Annotated in this window: 17 protein-coding genes; 13 read left to right on the forward strand and 4 right to left on the reverse strand. The window is 59.0% G+C overall.

All coding sequences use genetic code 11. From position 1 onward, the window contains the following. The first annotated feature begins 290 nt into the window (after positions 1–290). Positions 291–1,787, forward strand: a complete 1,497-nt coding sequence (locus tag ACIQT8_RS06000; RefSeq protein WP_138795716.1) for a replicative DNA helicase — start codon at positions 291–293, stop codon at positions 1,785–1,787. Positions 1,788–1,855: 68 nt separating this feature from the next. On the opposite strand, the gene ACIQT8_RS06005 is transcribed toward ACIQT8_RS06000, so the two are convergent. From ACIQT8_RS06005 to ACIQT8_RS06015, 3 genes are all read right to left on the reverse strand, one after another. Then, positions 1,856–2,158 carry an AzlD family protein gene (locus tag ACIQT8_RS06005; protein ID WP_400964218.1) on the reverse strand — a complete coding sequence of 101 codons (303 nt, stop codon included), beginning with the start codon at positions 2,156–2,158 and terminating at the stop codon, positions 1,856–1,858. After that, a complete protein-coding gene (locus ACIQT8_RS06010; protein WP_400964220.1) occupies positions 2,155–2,859 on the reverse strand; it encodes an AzlC family ABC transporter permease in 705 nt (234 codons plus the stop codon). The genes ACIQT8_RS06005 and ACIQT8_RS06010 overlap by 4 nt, the downstream gene beginning before the upstream one ends. Positions 2,860–2,949: 90 nt before the next feature. Next, complete coding sequence (locus ACIQT8_RS06015; protein ID WP_400964222.1) at positions 2,950–3,807, reverse strand: AraC family ligand binding domain-containing protein; 858 nt, start codon at positions 3,805–3,807, stop codon at positions 2,950–2,952. Positions 3,808–3,975: 168 nt separating this feature from the next. On the opposite strand from ACIQT8_RS06015, the gene alr reads away from it, so the two are divergent. From alr to rarD, 11 genes are all read left to right on the forward strand, one after another. Continuing rightward, the gene (gene alr / locus ACIQT8_RS06020) at positions 3,976–5,151 is read left to right on the forward strand and encodes an alanine racemase (protein ID WP_400964224.1); all 1,176 of its coding nucleotides are present in this window, start codon (positions 3,976–3,978) and stop codon (positions 5,149–5,151) included. Between the two features lie 116 nt (positions 5,152–5,267). Next, a complete protein-coding gene (gene radA, locus ACIQT8_RS06025; RefSeq protein ID WP_138795720.1) occupies positions 5,268–6,674 on the forward strand; it encodes a DNA repair protein RadA in 1,407 nt (468 codons plus the stop codon). 89 nt (positions 6,675–6,763) lie between these two features. Further along, entirely contained in the window at positions 6,764–7,351 is a 588-nt protein-coding gene (locus ACIQT8_RS06030) for a CvpA family protein (RefSeq protein ID WP_138795721.1), read from the forward strand. Between the two features lie 138 nt (positions 7,352–7,489). Next, the gene (gene purF, locus ACIQT8_RS06035; protein WP_138795722.1) at positions 7,490–8,983 is read left to right on the forward strand and encodes an amidophosphoribosyltransferase; all 1,494 of its coding nucleotides are present in this window, start codon (positions 7,490–7,492) and stop codon (positions 8,981–8,983) included. Positions 8,984–9,128: 145 nt separating this feature from the next. After that, complete coding sequence (locus ACIQT8_RS06040) at positions 9,129–9,869, forward strand: SDR family NAD(P)-dependent oxidoreductase (protein WP_400964227.1); 741 nt, start codon at positions 9,129–9,131, stop codon at positions 9,867–9,869. A 207-nt stretch (positions 9,870–10,076) separates the two neighbouring features. After that, the gene (cysS, locus tag ACIQT8_RS06045; RefSeq protein WP_400964229.1) at positions 10,077–11,462 is read left to right on the forward strand and encodes a cysteine--tRNA ligase; all 1,386 of its coding nucleotides are present in this window, start codon (positions 10,077–10,079) and stop codon (positions 11,460–11,462) included. 75 nt (positions 11,463–11,537) lie between these two features. Beyond that, entirely contained in the window at positions 11,538–12,014 is a 477-nt protein-coding gene (locus ACIQT8_RS06050; protein ID WP_138795725.1) for a GFA family protein, read from the forward strand. Next, positions 12,011–12,475: a GFA family protein gene (locus tag ACIQT8_RS06055; protein ID WP_400964230.1), complete on the forward strand. Its 465-nt coding sequence runs from the start codon at positions 12,011–12,013 to the stop codon at positions 12,473–12,475. Before ACIQT8_RS06050 ends, ACIQT8_RS06055 begins: the two co-directional genes overlap by 4 nt. Then, positions 12,472–12,957: a GFA family protein gene (locus ACIQT8_RS06060; protein ID WP_400964231.1), complete on the forward strand. Its 486-nt coding sequence runs from the start codon at positions 12,472–12,474 to the stop codon at positions 12,955–12,957. The genes ACIQT8_RS06055 and ACIQT8_RS06060 overlap by 4 nt, the downstream gene beginning before the upstream one ends. Continuing rightward, the gene (pip, locus tag ACIQT8_RS06065; RefSeq protein WP_400964233.1) at positions 12,954–13,913 is read left to right on the forward strand and encodes a prolyl aminopeptidase; all 960 of its coding nucleotides are present in this window, start codon (positions 12,954–12,956) and stop codon (positions 13,911–13,913) included. Before ACIQT8_RS06060 ends, pip begins: the two co-directional genes overlap by 4 nt. Positions 13,914–14,102: 189 nt before the next feature. Then, positions 14,103–15,014, forward strand: coding sequence for an EamA family transporter RarD (gene rarD / locus ACIQT8_RS06070; RefSeq protein ID WP_400964235.1), 912 nt, complete (start codon positions 14,103–14,105; stop codon positions 15,012–15,014). Between the two features lie 10 nt (positions 15,015–15,024). Here the strand turns inward: rarD and ACIQT8_RS06075 are convergent, their stop codons facing one another. Then, a complete protein-coding gene (locus ACIQT8_RS06075) occupies positions 15,025–15,645 on the reverse strand; it encodes a TIGR00730 family Rossman fold protein (protein ID WP_178340568.1) in 621 nt (206 codons plus the stop codon). Between the two features lie 155 nt (positions 15,646–15,800). Between ACIQT8_RS06075 and ACIQT8_RS06080 the strand changes: the two genes are divergently transcribed. Further along, a complete protein-coding gene (locus ACIQT8_RS06080; RefSeq protein WP_400964238.1) occupies positions 15,801–17,774 on the forward strand; it encodes a LysM peptidoglycan-binding domain-containing protein in 1,974 nt (657 codons plus the stop codon). The last annotated feature ends 62 nt before the right edge of the window (positions 17,775–17,836 follow it).

The following is a 17,836-nucleotide window of genomic DNA, read 5'->3' on the forward strand; positions in this document are numbered from 1 at the left end:
GCTATCTATTTTGTCCCTATTTATTTTGAAAGCTGACGATTTTCAAGAATTTTTCCTGAGGGGGCAGCTATGCGATAAAATCATGATACTCGAATCAGACGCCGCCGGGTACCGGCACGATGTCCCTGCCCTGCCTGTGGATTATTGGGGACAACTGAAGATGTGATTGCTGTTCGACAAGCAGGCACGTGACGGGCGCGCAATGTTGCAACATTGTCATTGACTGCCACGCCCTCTGACGCCAAACCCACAGTTTGAAGACGCAATGCACAGGGAGATCGCGCAAGACCATGAACGACGCTGCAAGGAAGATCACCCCCGCGCAAACCGCGGAAGCGCATTATCGCGAAGCTCCGAACAACATCGAAGCCGAACAGGCGCTGCTTGGCGCGATCCTCGTCAACAACGATGCCTATTATCGTGTCTCGGACTTCCTGAAGCCGGTTCATCTTTACGAGCCTCTGCACCGCAAGATTTTCGAAGTTGCCGGCGACATCATCCGCATGGGCAAGACCGCCAACCCGGTGACGATCAAGACCTTCCTGCCTGCGGAAGACAGGATCGGCGACATGACGGTGGCGCAATATCTCGCCCGCCTCGCCGCAGAAGCCGTGTCGATCATCAACGCCGAAGACTATGGCCGGGCGATCTACGATCTGGCACTACGCCGCGCGCTGATCCAGATCGGCGAAGACGTGGTCAATATCGCCTATGACGCGCCGCTCGACATGCCGCCGCAGGCACAGATCGAAGACACCGAACGCCGTCTGTTCGAACTTGCCGAAACCGGCCGTTACGACGGCGGCTTCCAGTCGTTCAACGACGCAGTTGCGCTGGCAATCGACATGGCCGGCGCCGCCTTCGAGCGCGATGGCAATCTATCAGGCATTTCGACCGGTATTCATTCGCTTGATGGCCGCATGGGTGGCCTGCAGCGCTCGGACTTGATCGTTCTCGCAGGTCGTCCGGGTATGGGTAAGACCTCGCTTGCGACCAACATTGCCTACAATATTGCTGCGGCATACGAGCAGGAAGTACAGCCGGACGGTTCGTTCAAGGCCAAGAATGGCGGCGTCGTCGGCTTCTACTCGCTCGAAATGTCGTCCGAACAGCTCGCCACGCGTATCATTTCCGAGCAGACGGAAGTGTCGTCTTCGAAAATCCGTCGTGGTGACATTACCGAGGCCGACTTCGAAAAGCTGGTTGCCTGCAGCCAGATGATGCAGAAGGTGCCGCTCTATATCGACCAGACCGGTGGTATTTCCATCGCCCAGCTTTCGGCCCGCGCGCGTCGTCTCAAGCGTCAGCGCGGCCTTGACGTTCTGGTGGTCGACTACGTTCAGCTTATGACCGGCTCCGGCAAGAGCGGCGAAAACCGCGTGCAGGAAATCACCCAGATCACCACGGGTCTGAAGGCGCTGGGCAAGGAACTGAACGTTCCGATCATTGCCCTGTCACAGCTCTCTCGTGCGGTGGAAAGCCGTGAAGACAAACGTCCTCAGCTTTCCGACCTTCGCGAATCCGGCTCGATCGAGCAGGACGCCGACGTGGTGCTGTTCGTGTTCCGTGAGGAATATTACGTCAAGAACATGGAGCCACGCGATCCGGCCGATCCGAAATACGCGGAATGGGAAGCCCTGTTCGACAAGGTGAAAGGCACGGCCGACGTCATCATCGCCAAGCAGCGTCACGGACCGACCGGCACCGTGAAGCTGGCGTTCCAGTCGGAATTCACCCGCTTCACCGATCTGGCCGACCCGTCCTTCAGCCAGTACGAAGAACATTGATCCCAAAAACCGCCCCGCCTTTTCAGAAGTGCGGGGCGGAATCTTTTCAAGGGCTTGCTGGGTTTCGCTTACAATCCGATTCCACGCAGTATCGCCACCGTGACCACCCCGGCACAGGCTGCTGGCAACAGTGACAGGCGCAATGCGGTGATTGCTGTTACGGCGCAGGCGATGGTTTCGGCGATACCGCTTGTCAGCGCTGTCGGTGTGACAACGGCCATCAACACGGCGGGTGGAACGGCACCCAGCGCCTTTTTCATGCGCGGCGTCAGCTCCATGTAACTGACGAGGATGAGGCCGCCAAAGCGGGTCGCAACTGTTGCCACCATCATGGCGAGGATCGTCAGGAGCGTGTTCCAGTCAAGTGTCATGCGGGTTGCTCCGCGTCCTGCGGAGACGCGAAAGCCGCCGCTGCCAACCCAGCCAGAGCACCGGCTGCAATATACCATGCGCCTGGAACATATTTGTGCGTCACGAAGGCCGCCGTTGCGCTGGCAAGCAAAACCAGGCCGGTCTCCCTTCCCTTCCAGAAGCCCATCAGCAAAACGATGAAGACGGCCGGAAAGGCGAAATCCAGACCGATAACCGACATGTCGCCAACAACAGCGCCCAACAAGGCGCCCGCCAGGGTCGACATGTTCCAGACGAGGTAGATCGACAGGGCCGCGCCGGCGAAAAAGGCGGGCGTCAAGCGGCGCGCCATGACCCGGAATTCGGCAAGCGCCCAGGATTCATCGGTCAGAACCAGCATGGCAGCGTATTTTCGCAAGCGGGTGAATTCCTCCAGTTTTCCGGCAATCGAAGCGCTCATCAGCACATGCCGCAGATTGACGAGCAAGGCGGCAAAACCAAGTGCCGTCCAGTTGGCCGGATGCGTCCACAGATCCATCGCCACGAATTGCGAACCACCGGCGAAAACCAGCAGCGACATCAACGACGCTTCCAGCGGAGACAAACCTTTCGAAACGGCAACCGCACCGAACACCGCGCCAATCGGCACCATGGCAACCAGCAAGGGAGCAGCAGCTTTCAGCCCGTCGCCAAATTCTCTGGTTTTCTTTTTGTCAGACATGGCGTCCTCCCTTTCAGGAGATTGCCTCTATTCCTCGAAGCCGGCCGCGTATTGAACGAAAGTGACATGGGTGGCCGCTGGGACCAACCTTCAGGCGGCGCGGAACTGCCCAGGTGTCACACCAGTGCGCGCCTTGAAATGGCGGGTAAAATGCGCCTGGTCGGCAAATCCGCAAAGCGCAGCGACATCTGCAAGGCTCTCCCTGCCCAGCAGCAGCTTCCTTGCTTTTCGAACACGAATATCCGTGAGAAAGGCATGCGGCGTGATGTAGAACTGCTTGCGGAACGCCCGAATGAGATGCGCTCGGCTGAGACCGGCGACCGCTGCCAGTTCCTCAAGGCCAATATCGGTTTCATAATTGTCGGCAAGATAGTCCCGCGCCCGGTAAACCGCCGTCCGTTCGCGTGTTTCCACGGGCAGGATCATGGCACCGCCATGTCTGCGAAAGAGCTCAGCGAGCACCGAGAACATGCCCTCATCCGCCTCCAGCGCGCCGGAGCGTCCTTCCAGGCGGCGATGTGCAACCTGAAAAGCCGCCGCCATCTGCGGGTCATAGGGCAGGAAGCTTGGGAAATAGGGCGTCCCGTGAAAAGCTCTGCCGGTGACGTCTTCCAGTACAGCCCGCAACAGCCCCATATCCGGATAGATCATTCGATAGCGATAACCGCCACCACCGGGAGCGCCATCGTGGATTTCACCGGGGTTGATCAGGTAAAGATGCCCCGGCCCCGTCTGCTCGGTCGTGCCTTGAATGGTGGAAATCTGTGAACCGCTTTCGATGGCACCGATTGAAAAGGTCTCATGCGCATGCGGCGAATATTCGTGTGTCAGAAACGTCGCACTCAAACATTCCATATCGTCGAATCGACCATCGCGCCAAAAGCGCGTGGTTTCCGCCGCAGCGAGCGGCATGACATCGATGGCCTGTTCCTGCGAGACATTGTCCATGGACGGGTTTTACTCCAATCGCCGGCCACCGTCTTGAACAAAAGTGCTGGTGCTCCAGCGGCTGCTCTATCCCATTGAATCCATGCATCGCGCCCTTCGAAAATCGATTCCGATTTCCGAGCTGATGCTGTAGGGTCGCGCCGGTTCCAACCAACCCGGACGCATGGCATGACAGACGAGCTCGACACGACCTTTACCGACACGGATACCGACGCATTCGATTATGCGCCGCTGAGGCTGACCATCGATCTCGGCGCGCTGGCGGATAACTGGCGCGACATGAAAAGGCGGTCCGGCAAGGCGCGCACGGCAGCCGTCGTCAAGGCTGACGCTTACGGCCTCGGCATCGAGGATTGCGGTTCAACGCTATACCACGCCGGTGCACGCGACTTCTTCGTGGCAACGGTCGCAGAAGGCGCAACGCTGCGCTCCTACGCGCCGGAGGCACGCATCTTCGTGCTGTCAGGTATCTGGCCGGGCCAGGAACGAAAGGTTTTCGACAATGATCTCGTGCCGGTCATCGCGTCTGAAGAGCAGCTTTCCTTCTGGATGGGAACCGTTGCCGAACGCGGCGAACACCCTTGCGCCCTGCATGTCGATACCGGTTTCAACCGGCTTGGCCTGCCGCTTGACGATGCGCTGTTTCTCGCCAGCGATGTGACACGTCCGGCCAGTTTCGATCCGGTTCTGGTGCTGTCCCACCTCGCCTGTGGCGATACCCCTTCCGCGCCGATGAACAAGGTGCAGCTCGAATCATTCCGGCAGGTTAGCGCCGCTTTCGAAGGTATCGAATCAAGCCTCTCCGCATCGGCCGGTATCTTTCTCGGGCCGGACTATCACTTCGATCTCACCCGCCCCGGCATTGCCGTCTACGGTGGCGAAGCCGTCAACGGCGTCAAAAATCCAATGCGCCCGGTCGCGAAAGCCGAAGCGCGCATCATCCAGATCCGCGAAGCGGGCGAAGGCCAGACAGTCAGCTATGGCGGCACTTTCCTGCTGAAGCGCGCCAGCCGTCTTGCGATTGCCTCGGTCGGCTATGCGGACGGTTATCAGCGTTCGCTTTCCGGCTCAGGGATTCCGCTGCGTGAAATGGGCCATGGTGGCGCCTATGGCGTCATCAATGGCCACAAGGCGCCGGTGGCCGGACGTGTGACGATGGACCTCACCATCTTCGATGTGACCGACATTCCCGAGAATGCTGTGCGCGCGGGCGACTATATCGAGCTTTTCGGCCCGAACGTGCCTGTCGACGAGGTCGCACATGCCGCCGGGACGATCGGCTACGAACTGCTGACCGGGCTCGGATTGCGTTATGAACGGCAATATCTGGTTGACGAGGACTGACGCTGTCCATGACAGCGCAGGCTTGCAAATTCTCCGGCAGGCGTTTATCGGAGAACAAAGTTCCGCATTTGTTCTAACGATACCGCTTATCACCCCGCAGGAGACTTGCCCGTAATATGGCCAAAGCCAAGACCCAATTCGTGTGCCAGAACTGCGGCACGGTTCACACCCGCTGGGCGGGCAAATGCGACGGTTGCGGTGGGTGGAACACCATTGTCGAAGAAGATCCGATGGGTGGCATCGGTTCGGGGCCCGGCAAAATGCCAAAGAAGGGCAAGCCTGTCACCCTCACCTCCCTGTCCGGCGAAATCGAGGAAGCTCCGCGCATTCCAACCGGCATCAGCGAGCTTGACCGGGCGACCGGTGGCGGGTTCGTACGTGGTTCGGCGGTGCTGATCGGCGGTGATCCCGGCATCGGCAAATCGACGCTTCTGATGCAGGCCGCCGCAGCCCTTTCGCGGCGCAACCATCGCATCATCTACGTATCGGGCGAAGAAGCCGTTGCGCAGGTTCGGTTGCGTGCGCAGCGTCTCGGCGCGGCTGAGACAGACGTGCTGCTGGCAGCGGAAACCAATGTCGAGGACATCCTGGCGACGATTTCCGAAGGCAAGCGGCCCGATCTCGTCATTATCGATTCCATTCAGACACTTTGGAGCGATACCGCCGATTCTGCACCCGGCACCGTGACCCAGGTTCGCACCGGCGTTCAGGCGATGATCCGGTTCGCCAAGCAGACGGGCACCACAATGGTTCTCGTCGGCCATGTTACCAAGGAAGGCCAGATCGCCGGTCCGCGCGTGGTCGAGCATATGGTCGACGCCGTTCTCTACTTTGAAGGCGATCGCGGTCATCACTACCGAATCCTTCGCACCGTAAAGAACCGCTTTGGCCCGACAGACGAGATCGGCGTGTTCGAGATGTCGGATCGCGGTCTGCGGGAAGTTTCGAACCCGTCGGAACTCTTCCTTGGCGAACGCAACGAGAAATCTCCGGGCGCTGCCGTCTTTGCCGGAATTGAAGGGACACGCCCGGTGCTGGTGGAGGTGCAGGCACTGGTCGCGCCGACTTCGCTCGGCACGCCGCGACGTGCCGTCGTCGGCTGGGATTCGTCGCGCCTTGCCATGATTCTGGCCGTTCTTGAGGCCCATTGCGGGGTCAAGCTTGGTCAGCACGATGTCTATCTCAATGTCGCGGGCGGCTACCGGATATCGGAGCCCGCCGCCGACATGGCCATCGCATCTGCACTGGTTTCATCGCTCGCCGGTCTTGCCCTGCCTGCCGATTGCGTCTATTTCGGCGAAATCAGCCTGTCTGGCGCGGTTCGACCTGTTGCACACACGGTCCAAAGATTGAAAGAAGCGGAGAAACTCGGGTTCCCCGCCGCACTTCTGCCTTCCGCTTCGGCTGAACTGGCGAAAGGCGCCAAGGGGCGCTGGACGGAAATTGAAAGCCTGCCCGACCTTGTGGCGCGCATCGCCGGTTCGGGTAACCGGTTCAAGCAGGCTGAGGACGACGAATATTGATCCTTTCGCCCGGCAGAACAGTGGTGTAAGAGGATCGCAAAATTGGCAAGGCAGCGCCTGAGAAGGCGTCGCACCTCCGGAGTTGGTATATGCCCATTACAATTTTCGACGGCATCGTTATCGCCGTTGTTCTTTTCTCCGCTATTCTTGCAATGGTGCGCGGTTTTTCCCGGGAAATCCTGTCCATCGCGAGCTGGGCCGGCTCGGTTGCAGCGGCCTATTATCTCTACCCGGTGGTGTTGCCTTATGCGCGCAACTACACCGATGACGACAAGATCGCCATCGCCGGCTCTGCAGCCGTCGTCTTTCTCGTGGCGCTGATCGTTATTTCCTTCATCACCTCGCGGATTGCCGATTTCATCATCGACAGCCGTATCGGTGCACTCGACCGCACGCTGGGCTTCCTGTTCGGCGCGGCACGCGGCCTTCTTCTGCTGGTCGTCGCCGTTGCCTTCTGGAACTGGCTGGTTGACGTGAAGACACAGCCCGAATGGGTCACTCAGGCCAAGTCCAAGCCGTTCCTGGATGGGCTGGTCGGCAAGCTGGAAGCCGTTCTGCCTGAGGACATCGAGCCGCAGATCCGCGCTCGCATCCTCGGAAAGCAGCAGGAACCGGCTTCGGCACAGACGCCGGCCGAAGATGTGCCGGCAACAAATCCACCGGCTACAAATAATTGACACAGTGTCGCGCCTTGCAATGCATGCAAGACGCGCTATTTGTGCTAAATATCTAGCACGATAACAGACAGACCGCCCCGGAGACATGCTCGCCGGACAGGTCTTTCTTTTTTTGGTAAGAGAGCAAGGGCAAGCCGAATGATTGAGCCGCTTTCGCATTCCACGTTCAACGAAGAGATCGACGGCGATACGCTGCATGAAGAATGCGGTGTGTTCGGCATTCTCGGGCATCCCGATGCCTCGACCCTGACAGCGCTTGGTCTGCACGCTTTGCAGCATCGCGGTCAGGAAGCTGCCGGTATCGTCTCCTTCGATGGCAAGCGTTTCCATCAGGAACGCCATATGGGCCTGGTCGGCGATCACTATACCGATCCGGCAACCCTTGCGCGTCTGCCCGGTTCGATGGCCATCGGCCACACCCGTTATTCCACCACCGGCGAAGTGGCGATGCGCAACGTGCAGCCGCTGTTTGCCGAACTGGAAGAAGGCGGCATCTCGATTGCCCATAACGGCAATTTCACCAACGGCCTGACGCTTCGCCGCCAGATCATCGCCACCGGCGCCATCTGTCAGTCTACTTCGGACACCGAAGTCGTTCTGCATCTGATTGCCCGTTCGCGCCACAGCTCGACAGCCGACCGCTTCATCGACGCCATCCGCCAGATGGAAGGCGGTTACTCGATGCTGGCCATGACCCGCACGAAGCTGATTGCCGCACGCGATCCAATCGGCATTCGTCCGCTCGTCATGGGTGAACTCGACGGCAAGCCGATCTTCTGCTCCGAGACCTGCGCTCTCGACATCATCGGTGCAAAATTCGTTCGTGACGTTGAAAACGGCGAAGTCATCATCTGCGAAATCCAGCCTGATGGCTCGATTACCATCGACGCCCGCAAGCCCACGAAGCCGCAACCCGAGCGTCTTTGCCTGTTCGAATACGTCTATTTCGCTCGTCCCGACTCCGTCGTTGGTGGCCGCAACGTCTATACGACGCGCAAGAACATGGGCATCAACCTTGCCAAGGAAGCGCCGCTCGAAGCAGACGTCGTTGTTCCGGTTCCCGATGGCGGCACACCTGCAGCGCTCGGTTTTGCGCAGCAGAGCGGCATTCCGTTTGAATACGGCATCATCCGCAACCACTATGTCGGCCGCACATTCATCGAACCGACGCAGCAGATCCGCGCCTTCGGCGTGAAGCTCAAGCACTCTGCCAACCGGGCAATGATCGAGGGCAAGCGCGTCGTTCTGGTGGACGATTCCATCGTGCGCGGCACCACTTCGGTCAAGATCGTGCAGATGATCCGCGAAGCTGGCGCAAAGGAAGTTCATATCCGCGTTGCCAGCCCGATGATCTTCCATCCGGACTTCTACGGCATCGACACGCCGGACGCCGACAAGCTTCTGGCCAACCAGTATGCCGACGTTGACGCCATGGCGAAATTCATCGGCGTCGATTCGCTGGCTTTCCTGTCGATCGACGGCCTCTACCGTGCTGTTGGTGGCGAAGATCGTAATCCGGCCCGCCCGCAGTTCACCGACCATTACTTCACCGGTGACTATCCGACGCGCCTTCTCGACAAGAACGGCGAGTCGCTCGGCAGCAAGATTTCCGTGCTGGCCAGCAACGGCTGATATTCCAGACCAATCAGCGGCCACCGTACTCGGTGGCCGCTTTTTTGTTGCCTGCGATGAGGAAGATCGCATGCGACGTTTTGATCGCTTGCGGCAGCAGGCCGCCGCTTCGTAAAGACGTGCAATTCAATCGGGGGGAGACATCATGACCATGGACCTTAACGGCAAGATCGCGCTTGTGACCGGTGCATCACGCGGCATCGGCTATTTTACCGCGCTGGAGCTTGCCAAGGCCGGCGCCCATGTCATCGCCTGTGCCCGCACGGTCGGTGGGCTTGAAGAACTCGATGATGCGATCAAGGCTGTAGGCGGCACAGCGACGCTTGTGCCCTTCGATCTTGCCGACATGAACGCCATCGATGCACTCGGTGCCAATATTTACGAACGCTGGGGCAAACTCGATATTCTGGTTGCCAATGCCGGTGTTCTCGGTGTGATCTCGCCGGTCGGACATATCGAGGCCAAGGTCTTCGAAAAGGTCATGACAATCAATGTCACCGCAACCTGGCGCCTGATCCGTTCGGTCGAACCGCTGCTGCTCAAATCCGATGCCGGCCGTGCGCTGATCCTGTCATCCGGGGCCGCGCATTCCTGTCGCCCCTTCTGGGGTGTTTATTCGACCTCAAAAGCTGCCGTCGAAGCACTTGCCCGTACATGGGCGGCCGAAACTCAGAACACGCCGCTTCGCGTCAACAGCATCAATCCAGGTGCGACCCGCACGGCCATGCGCGCGCAGGCCATGCCCGGCGAAGATCCGGCCACAGTGCCGCATCCTTACGAGGTCGCTGCCGCCATTCTGCCACTCGCGTCTCCTGAACTGAAGGAAACCGGCAAGCTGTTCGTCGTCAGAGACGGAAGATTCGCGGACTATCGGCAGCCGGAATAAAATATTCCGGCGGTCAGCCAAGCTGGTGACGATACCCTTGACCGAAGATTGCCGCCGCGCCATAACGCAAGTCATGAAAACGACGATCTGCACCTGCTGCTGAAACATTTTTGCTGGCTTGATGGCCGGCCAGATCGTTTTCGTCTCAAAAACGCTGAAGACAAACGCTCCGGCCCGGCAAGTGATACCGGTTACGAGGAGACATTCATGTCCGCGCGCCTGAAGCTTTATAATACGCTGACCCGCGAAAAGGCGGAGTTTACGCCGATCGACGCAAACAATGTGCGCATGTATGTCTGCGGACCAACCGTCTACGATTTCGCCCATATCGGCAACGCGCGACCCGTCATCGTCTTCGACGTTCTCTACCGGGCGCTGCGGCATGTTTATGGCGAGAGCCAGGTTACCTATGCCCGCAACATCACCGACGTCGACGACAAGATCAACGCACGGGCGCTGCGCGACTACCCTCACCTGCCGCTGAACGACGCGATCCATGCTGTCACCGAAAAGACTGCGAAGCAGTTCCATGACGATGTCGCCTCGCTCGGCTGCCTTGAGCCCAGTGTCGAACCACGCGCCACTGACAACATTCCGCAGATGGTCGATATCATCGAAAAGCTGATCGAACGTGGTCACGCCTATGTGGCAACCGGGGAAGTTCTTTTCGATACGAAGTCGATGGCCGACTATGGCCAGCTTTCCAAGCGCCCGCTGGATGAGCAGCAGGCGGGTGCGCGCATTGCCGTCGATGTTCACAAGAAGAACCCGGGCGATTTCGTACTCTGGAAGCTTTCCAGCGATAACGAACCCGGCTGGGAAAGCCCCTGGGGGCGCGGCCGTCCGGGCTGGCATATCGAGTGCTCTGCAATGTCCGGCCGCTATCTCGGCGAGGTCTTCGACATTCACGGCGGTGGGCTAGACCTTATCTTCCCGCACCATGAAAACGAAATCGCCCAGTCGCGTTGCGCCCACGGCACGCATGTCATGGCAAATGTCTGGATGCACAATGGTTTCGTGCAGGTGGAAGGCCGCAAGATGTCGAAGTCCGAAGGCAACTTCGTGACGATCTACGAATTGCTGCACACCGGCAAGTTCGGCGGCCGCCAATGGCCGGGCGACGTGCTGCGCCTTGCGATGCTGATGACCCATTACCGCGAACCCATCGATTTTTCCGTCAAACGACTGGAAGAAGCTGAACGTCTGCTGGCAAAATGGCCGGCTGCAGAAGCCAGCGATGCGGCGCCAGACAGCACTGTTCTCGACGCGCTTGCCGACGACCTCAACACGGTTGCTGCCGTGCAGGCACTGCATGCGCTGGCACAGTCTGCCCATAACGACCCCGCCAAGCTTGCCGTTTTTGCCGCCAGTGCCGCGTTGCTCGGCGTTCTACCGAAGAAGGCAGAGGTGGACGAGGCCATTGCGGCTGCGGTCGATTCTCTCGTCGAGATGCGTCTTGAAATGCTGAAGGCAAAGAATTTCGCCGAAGCGGACCGTATTCGCGACGAACTTTCTGCCAAGGGCGTCCAGCTCAAGGACGGCAAGGACAAGGAGACAGGCGAGCGCACGACCAGCTGGGAGATGAAGCGGTAACGCGCTTGCGAAGCTTCCTCCCGCCAACTAGGCTGGCCGAACAGGCCGGGGGTAGTGGCGAGAGGAGGACCGACCATGACTGTCTATACCGGCGGGTGCCAGTGCGGGGCCGTGCGTTTTCGCGCTGACGGCGATCTCAGCGACAGTTCCATCTGCCATTGCCGTATGTGCCAGAAGGCTTTCGGTGCTTATTACGCGCCGCTCGTTTCCGTTCGCAAGGCCGATTTCCGCTGGACGCGGGGCGAACCGAAACGTTTTCAGTCCTCCAGCGTCGTCAAACGCGGTTTCTGCGCCGATTGTGGCACACCCTTGACCTATGAAGCACCGGATGGTGTCGCCGTGGCGGCTGGCGCCTTCGATGATCCGGCGCTGTTCCCGCCTACGCTGCAATATGGCACGGAAGCAAAAATCGCTTTCGTCGATCATCTCCCGGAATTGCCTGGACATGATACGCCTGATGACTTCGAGGCGGTTCCATTTCTCGCCGATCTCGTTTCCTATCAGCACCCCGATCACGACACTGAAAACTGGCCCCCGGAGAAAAAGTCATGAGCGACAGCGGATTTTCCGGTGGGTGCCAATGCGGCGCCGTTCGTTTTCATGCCGGCAAGATTGGCCGACCATCGATCTGCCATTGCCGCATGTGCCAGAAACATTTCGGCAATTTCTTCGGCGCGCTGGTGACGGCCGATCAGGCACATCTGACCTGGACACGCGGTCAGCCTTCACTGTTCCGGTCTTCCAAGAAAATCCATCGCGGCTTCTGCAACAAATGCGGCACGCCTCTGACCTATCACTATCCCGGCGGGGTAGAGATCGCCATTGGCGCTTTCGATCATCCGGAGCAGGCTGAACCACAGGTCCAGGTGAATGTGCACATGCGCATGCCGTGGATCGATCATCTGTTCCACAAACCAGCCATTGAACAGAGTGTCGACGAGTCGGAGATCATGTCCTATCAACATCCCGACCATGACACCGCCGAATGGCCGCCGAAAGGTGATGGAGAATGACGTCCGAGACGCATTTTTCCGGTGGATGCCAGTGCGGCGCGGTGCGTTACCGGGCAACGGGCGGTCTTGCCTACCCCCATGTCTGCCATTGCCGCATGTGTCAGAAAGCGGCCGGCAACTATTTCATGCCGCTGGCGGCAAGCCTGAGAAAAAACTTCACCCTGACAAGAGGCGAAGCCAGCTGGTTTCAGTCTTCCGATCAGGTACGACGTGGCTTTTGCGGCCAATGCGGCACACCGTTGTTCTACGATATGCCGGAAGCCGACTTCATCAACATCACGCTTGGCTCGCTTGATGAGCCAGATCGGGTGAAGCCCGAAGCGCAGTCGAATACCGGCCATAAAATGCGCTGGTTCCGCGACCTTGATGGGCTGCCGCTCGAGCCGCAACCGGCTGATGGACAAGAATTGCCGCGAACGAACAAAAGACAGCATCCCGACCACGACACATCTGTCTGGCCACCAGAGGACATTAGAGAATGACGACGGAATTGCGCAGCTTCTACCCGCAGATCGAGCCCTACGAAACCGGAATGCTCGATGTGGGTGACGGTCACACGATCTATTGGGAGCGCGTTGGAACACCGGGCGCAAAACCGGCCGTGTTTCTTCACGGCGGCCCAGGCGGCGGCGTCAACCCTACGCATCGGCGCGTCTTCGACCCCGCTCTTTATGACGTTCTCCTGTTTGACCAGCGCGGTTGTGGCCGCTCGACACCTCATGCCGAACTGAATGCAAACACCACATGGCATCTGGTGGCGGATATGGAGAAACTGCGCATCCAGTGCGGTTTCGAACAATGGCTCGTCTTCGGTGGCTCGTGGGGTTCGACGCTGGCGCTTGCTTATGCAGAGACCCATCCGGAGCACGTCAGTGAACTTGTCCTGCGCGGCATCTACACCGTCACCCGCCCGGAACTCGACTGGTATTATCAGTTCGGCGTCTCGGAAATGTATCCGGATCGCTGGGAAAAATTCATCGCACCCATTCCTGAGGCGGATCGTGCAGACATGATGGCAGCCTATAACCGCTATCTGACCGGGATCGACGAAGCCAAGAAACTGGAATGCGCCAAGGCGTGGAGCCAGTGGGAGGGTGCGACCATCGCGCTCGTCACAGATCCCGAGCGCGTTGATGACTTCGGCGAAGACAAATATGCCATCGCCTTCGCACGCATCGAAAACCATTTCTTCGTCAACGGCGGCTGGCTGGAAGATGGTCAGTTGTTGCGAAATGCCGGCAAGCTCAAAGACATTCCCGGTGTCATCATTCATGGCCGTTACGACATGCCCTGCCCGCTAAAATACGCCTGGCAGCTTTCCAAAGCATGGCCGAAGGCGGATTTTCACATCATTGAGGCCGCTGGTCACGCCTTGAGCGAACCCGGCATTCTCGATCAACTGATCCGCGCAACGGACCGTTTTGCCGGAAAAGCCTGAGTCCTTTCCGCACCTTGGTGCGGTTCGATGAGAAACAGATTCATCGTTCCGCACCACAGGTTTGGCCAATTTAACGGCAAGGCGCCACTTCTTCGTGCAGTTTTTCTCATGAACGCTTCACGGAAATGAATTGGCGCTTGCCGTGCTGCTCCGTTATTAAGGAGCATCCGAACAGTTGGCGGTACTCCCATGGCACTCGATAAATCCCTTCCGACCGAACAGGGCGGCGACAGCGCACGTGGTTTTGCGTTTGCACTCTCCGCTTATCTGTTGTGGGGCTTCCTTCCCCTCTACATGAAAGCCGTGGCGCATATTCCGCCGGTGGAAGTAATCGTCCATCGCGTTATTTGGTCGGTGCCGATTGCCGCTGCAGTTCTTATTGCAATCGGACGTACCGCCGAAATCCGAACGGCGCTGAAAAACCCGAAAATGCTGGGCATGGCGAGCCTGACCGCGGCGCTGATCAGCGTCAACTGGGGCATTTATATCTGGGCCATCGGCGCAGGACGGGCGCTCGATGCGGCGCTTGGTTATTTCATCAATCCGCTGTTCAGCATCTTCCTCGGCGCAGTGCTGCTGAAAGAACGTCTCTATCGCGGGCAGATTGCCGCCATCGTGCTGGCCGTTCTGGGCGTCGCGTTGCTGACCTGGCATGCGGGTAGCCTGCCTTGGGTTTCGATCGCGCTCACCGTTTCATGGGGCTTCTACGCCTTTTTTCGCAAGACGTTGCCGATCGGACCGACGCAGGGCTTTCTTCTGGAAGTCATGCTGCTGTCCGTGCCCTGCGTGGTCCTGATGGCCTATTTTTCCTTTACTGGCCAGGCGCACTTCATGGCCGGTAACGCCATGGATACCTGGCTTTTGATCGCCAGCGGCCTCATCACCGCCGTTCCGCTCATTCTCTACGGTAACGGTGCCAAGCTGCTGCGGCTCTCCACCATCGGCATCATGCAGTATATCGCACCGACGATCATTTTCCTGATCGCCATCCTGATATTCAAGGAACCGTTCGATATGGTGCGAATGGGAGCATTCTCGCTGATCTGGTCGGCGCTGGTGATCTACACCGCCTCCAGCCTTATGCGCCTGAAGAAGTCGTAACCCGCCTCGTTCAGAGGCGGGATATCACCGAAGGATCGCCTTCCGGGTTCTGCTGTGCCAGCGCCCGGTCGAGGATCGCGGGCACGATGCCACTCACCTCGTCAACGACGAGCGGGTTGAGCAGATGCGCGCGGTGGATGAAGCCCTGATCGCGCATGTGGCGAACCAGTTCCAGCATCGGGTCCCAGAAACCATTGATGTTGGCAAAGACCATCGGCTTGGCGTGACGGCCAAGCTGAGCCCAGGTCATGATCTCAACGATCTCTTCGAGCGTACCTATGCCACCCGGCAGAGTGACGAAGGCGTCTGACCGCTCGAACATCATGTGCTTGCGCTCATGCATGTCCTTGGTGATCACAAGCTCGTTTAATTGTCCGAGAGAATGGCGTGTTGCCTCCATGTCGACGAGAAATTCCGGTATGATGCCGGTTACCTCGCCGCCGTTCGAGAGAACGCCAGCAGCGACCGCCCCCATGATGCCCTTTGTGCCGCCGCCATAGACGAGGCGAATGCCGTTTTCGGCAATCGATTTCCCAAGGGCACGGCCCGCTTCCATGTAAGCCGGGTCGCGACCAGGCTGGGAACCGCAATAAACGCAGATGGATCGAATCGTATTTTGTTTGTCCGTCATGCAACGAGGGAACAATGCCGAATGCGACACGTCAAGAAAATTTGGGAAATCCTTTGTGAATATAGCCTTTTGGCATTGTGACGCTTGTATGGCGCAAAGTAAGACGCTAGCACTCTCAAAGCATCTATAAAGGCTGAATACCCGGAGATTCCAGGATGAAGAAATACAAGGCCGGTTTGCTGGCGCTGATCGTGTTGGCCGTTGCGAGCCTGCTCATGATCTTTTTCGTCCTTCCGCGTATCGGCAACGATGGAAATTCCATTGGCGATGCCATCAACGAAGCCGGCAACGCGGTGAAAAACAGCGTTGAAATGGGCGGCGACAAGGCTGGCGATATCCTCTCCGACGCCGCAACGGAAACCGCAAATGTGGCCGAGAAGGTCGGACGTCTGGCAGCCTCCGCCACGCAGTCGATCAAGGACCTGACCGGGCAGTTCGCCGACGGCGAGGTTCCGTCCGACGCCGACTTCGCCGCCGCGCGAAAGAAGGTCGAAGCGTCGCTCAAGGAACTGAGCGAAATCGACATCCCCGAAACGCTGGACGAAAATACATCCAGGCTCATCACCACGGCACGTGCTGCTGCTGAGCGCACCACTGCGTTCCTGCGCGATCTGCCGGAAAGCGCCTCTGCTGCCGCTGCCCACATCCGTCGTCTGGCCGGTGTCTTCGCCGGAACGGACAATGGTGCGGCGGAGCCCGCAAAACCTGCCGAACCTGCAGCGGATGCCGCACAGCTTCCCACATTTGATGTGCTGCGCGTCGAGCCGGATGGATCGGCCGTTGTCGCGGGCAAGGCTCAGCCCGGCGCGAAGCTCGAAATTCTGAACGGTGAAAAGGTCATTGCCCAGACCACCATCGACGCGACCGGCGATTTCGCCGCCGTCTTCGACAATCCGCTGCCGCCTGGCGACCACCAGTTGACGTTGCGCACAACAGACGCCGCCGGAAAGGTTACACAGTCTGAGGAAGTCGCGACCATCTCCGTTCCTGATGGCTCCAAGGGCGAATTGCTTGCCATGGTGACGAAGCCTGGCGAACCGAGCCGTGTTCTGGCCATGCCGGAAGCAGCGCCCAACGCCGCACCGCAGACCCAGCCCGCAGCCGACAGCGCCACCCCCGCCGCAGTGACAGCGCCGCAAAACCCTGTGACTCCAGCAACACCGGCTGCACCAGCCGTCGCAGCAAGCGTGCAGGTCTCCGCTGTCGAGTTTGAGGGTTCCAAGATTTTCGTCGCCGGTTCGGCGCCTGCAGGTGCGACTGTTCGTGCGCTCGTCGACGATAAACAGATCGGCCAGAGCACCACTGAACAGTCTGGACATTTCGTGATCGAGGGCGATGTCGATCTTTCTGTTGGAAGCCACATCATAACTGTCGAAGAACTCGACGCCAACGGAGCCGTCAAGGTTCGCGTCCGCGTTCCATTCGAACGTCCGGGTGCCGATCAGGCAACCGTGGCGATGCAGACGCCCGCCGCCTCTTCCGTTCCGGCAGCAGGTGCGGTTCCAGTCGAAAACCAGAGCACTGCGAGTGACCGAGTGGCGTTCGAAAATCTTCGCACCGGCGTTTCCAAGGCATTCGGCATTCTGAGCAACCTTTATCAGAACGGCAACAAGCCGGCGCTCGATGAAGCTGTCGCGGCACGCTCTGCTGTCGTCATTGCGCTGCGCTCGCTGTCCGAATTCCGGACTGCGGCGACAACCGATGCCGGCTTTACAGCCTTCGTGAACGATGTCGTTGCAAAGGCCCGTACTTTGCTTGCATCCGTCGAAGCACTGCCGAGAGACGTCGACGCGATCGGCAAGGGCATTGCATCGCTCGGAAGCCATCTGGCTGAACTGCACATTTCCGCACCGGCAGCGCCCGCAGCACCGGCTGGCCCGCAGACCTTCGAACAGGCACCTCTCGCCCAGAGCGAAAACAGCGTCATCATCAGACGCGGTGATACGCTGTGGCAGATTTCTCGCCGGCTCTACGGTCAGGGTGTGCGTTACACCACGATTTATCTTGCCAACCAGGACCAGATCAAAAACCCTGACCTGATCGAGCCTGGCCAGATTTTCGGTGTACCGGAAACGGCCCTGCCCAATTCCGAGGAATTGCATCGCAAGCGGCTCAAGGGCGGCTCCTGACGCGCAAACATTGCGAACAACAGGGAAATTTCCTATCTGACAAACGGCGGCTTCCCCAAAAA

The sequence above is a fragment of the Agrobacterium sp. NPDC090273 genome (assembly GCF_044772305.1).
In the GTDB taxonomy this organism is placed as follows: domain Bacteria; phylum Pseudomonadota; class Alphaproteobacteria; order Rhizobiales; family Rhizobiaceae; genus Agrobacterium.

Coding starts and splice junctions, on each gene's coding strand:
- ACIQT8_RS06000 (WP_138795716.1), top strand. CDS start 291: ATGAACGACGCTGCAAGGAAGATCACCCCCGCGCAAACCGCGGAAGCG.
- ACIQT8_RS06005 (WP_400964218.1), bottom strand. CDS start 2,158: ATGACACTTGACTGGAACACGCTCCTGACGATCCTCGCCATGATGGTG.
- ACIQT8_RS06010 (WP_400964220.1), bottom strand. CDS start 2,859: ATGTCTGACAAAAAGAAAACCAGAGAATTTGGCGACGGGCTGAAAGCT.
- ACIQT8_RS06015 (WP_400964222.1), bottom strand. CDS start 3,807: ATGGACAATGTCTCGCAGGAACAGGCCATCGATGTCATGCCGCTCGCT.
- alr (WP_400964224.1), top strand. CDS start 3,976: ATGACAGACGAGCTCGACACGACCTTTACCGACACGGATACCGACGCA.
- radA (WP_138795720.1), top strand. CDS start 5,268: ATGGCCAAAGCCAAGACCCAATTCGTGTGCCAGAACTGCGGCACGGTT.
- ACIQT8_RS06030 (WP_138795721.1), top strand. CDS start 6,764: ATGCCCATTACAATTTTCGACGGCATCGTTATCGCCGTTGTTCTTTTC.
- purF (WP_138795722.1), top strand. CDS start 7,490: ATGATTGAGCCGCTTTCGCATTCCACGTTCAACGAAGAGATCGACGGC.
- ACIQT8_RS06040 (WP_400964227.1), top strand. CDS start 9,129: ATGACCATGGACCTTAACGGCAAGATCGCGCTTGTGACCGGTGCATCA.
- cysS (WP_400964229.1), top strand. CDS start 10,077: ATGTCCGCGCGCCTGAAGCTTTATAATACGCTGACCCGCGAAAAGGCG.
- ACIQT8_RS06050 (WP_138795725.1), top strand. CDS start 11,538: ATGACTGTCTATACCGGCGGGTGCCAGTGCGGGGCCGTGCGTTTTCGC.
- ACIQT8_RS06055 (WP_400964230.1), top strand. CDS start 12,011: ATGAGCGACAGCGGATTTTCCGGTGGGTGCCAATGCGGCGCCGTTCGT.
- ACIQT8_RS06060 (WP_400964231.1), top strand. CDS start 12,472: ATGACGTCCGAGACGCATTTTTCCGGTGGATGCCAGTGCGGCGCGGTG.
- pip (WP_400964233.1), top strand. CDS start 12,954: ATGACGACGGAATTGCGCAGCTTCTACCCGCAGATCGAGCCCTACGAA.
- rarD (WP_400964235.1), top strand. CDS start 14,103: ATGGCACTCGATAAATCCCTTCCGACCGAACAGGGCGGCGACAGCGCA.
- ACIQT8_RS06075 (WP_178340568.1), bottom strand. CDS start 15,645: ATGACGGACAAACAAAATACGATTCGATCCATCTGCGTTTATTGCGGT.
- ACIQT8_RS06080 (WP_400964238.1), top strand. CDS start 15,801: ATGAAGAAATACAAGGCCGGTTTGCTGGCGCTGATCGTGTTGGCCGTT.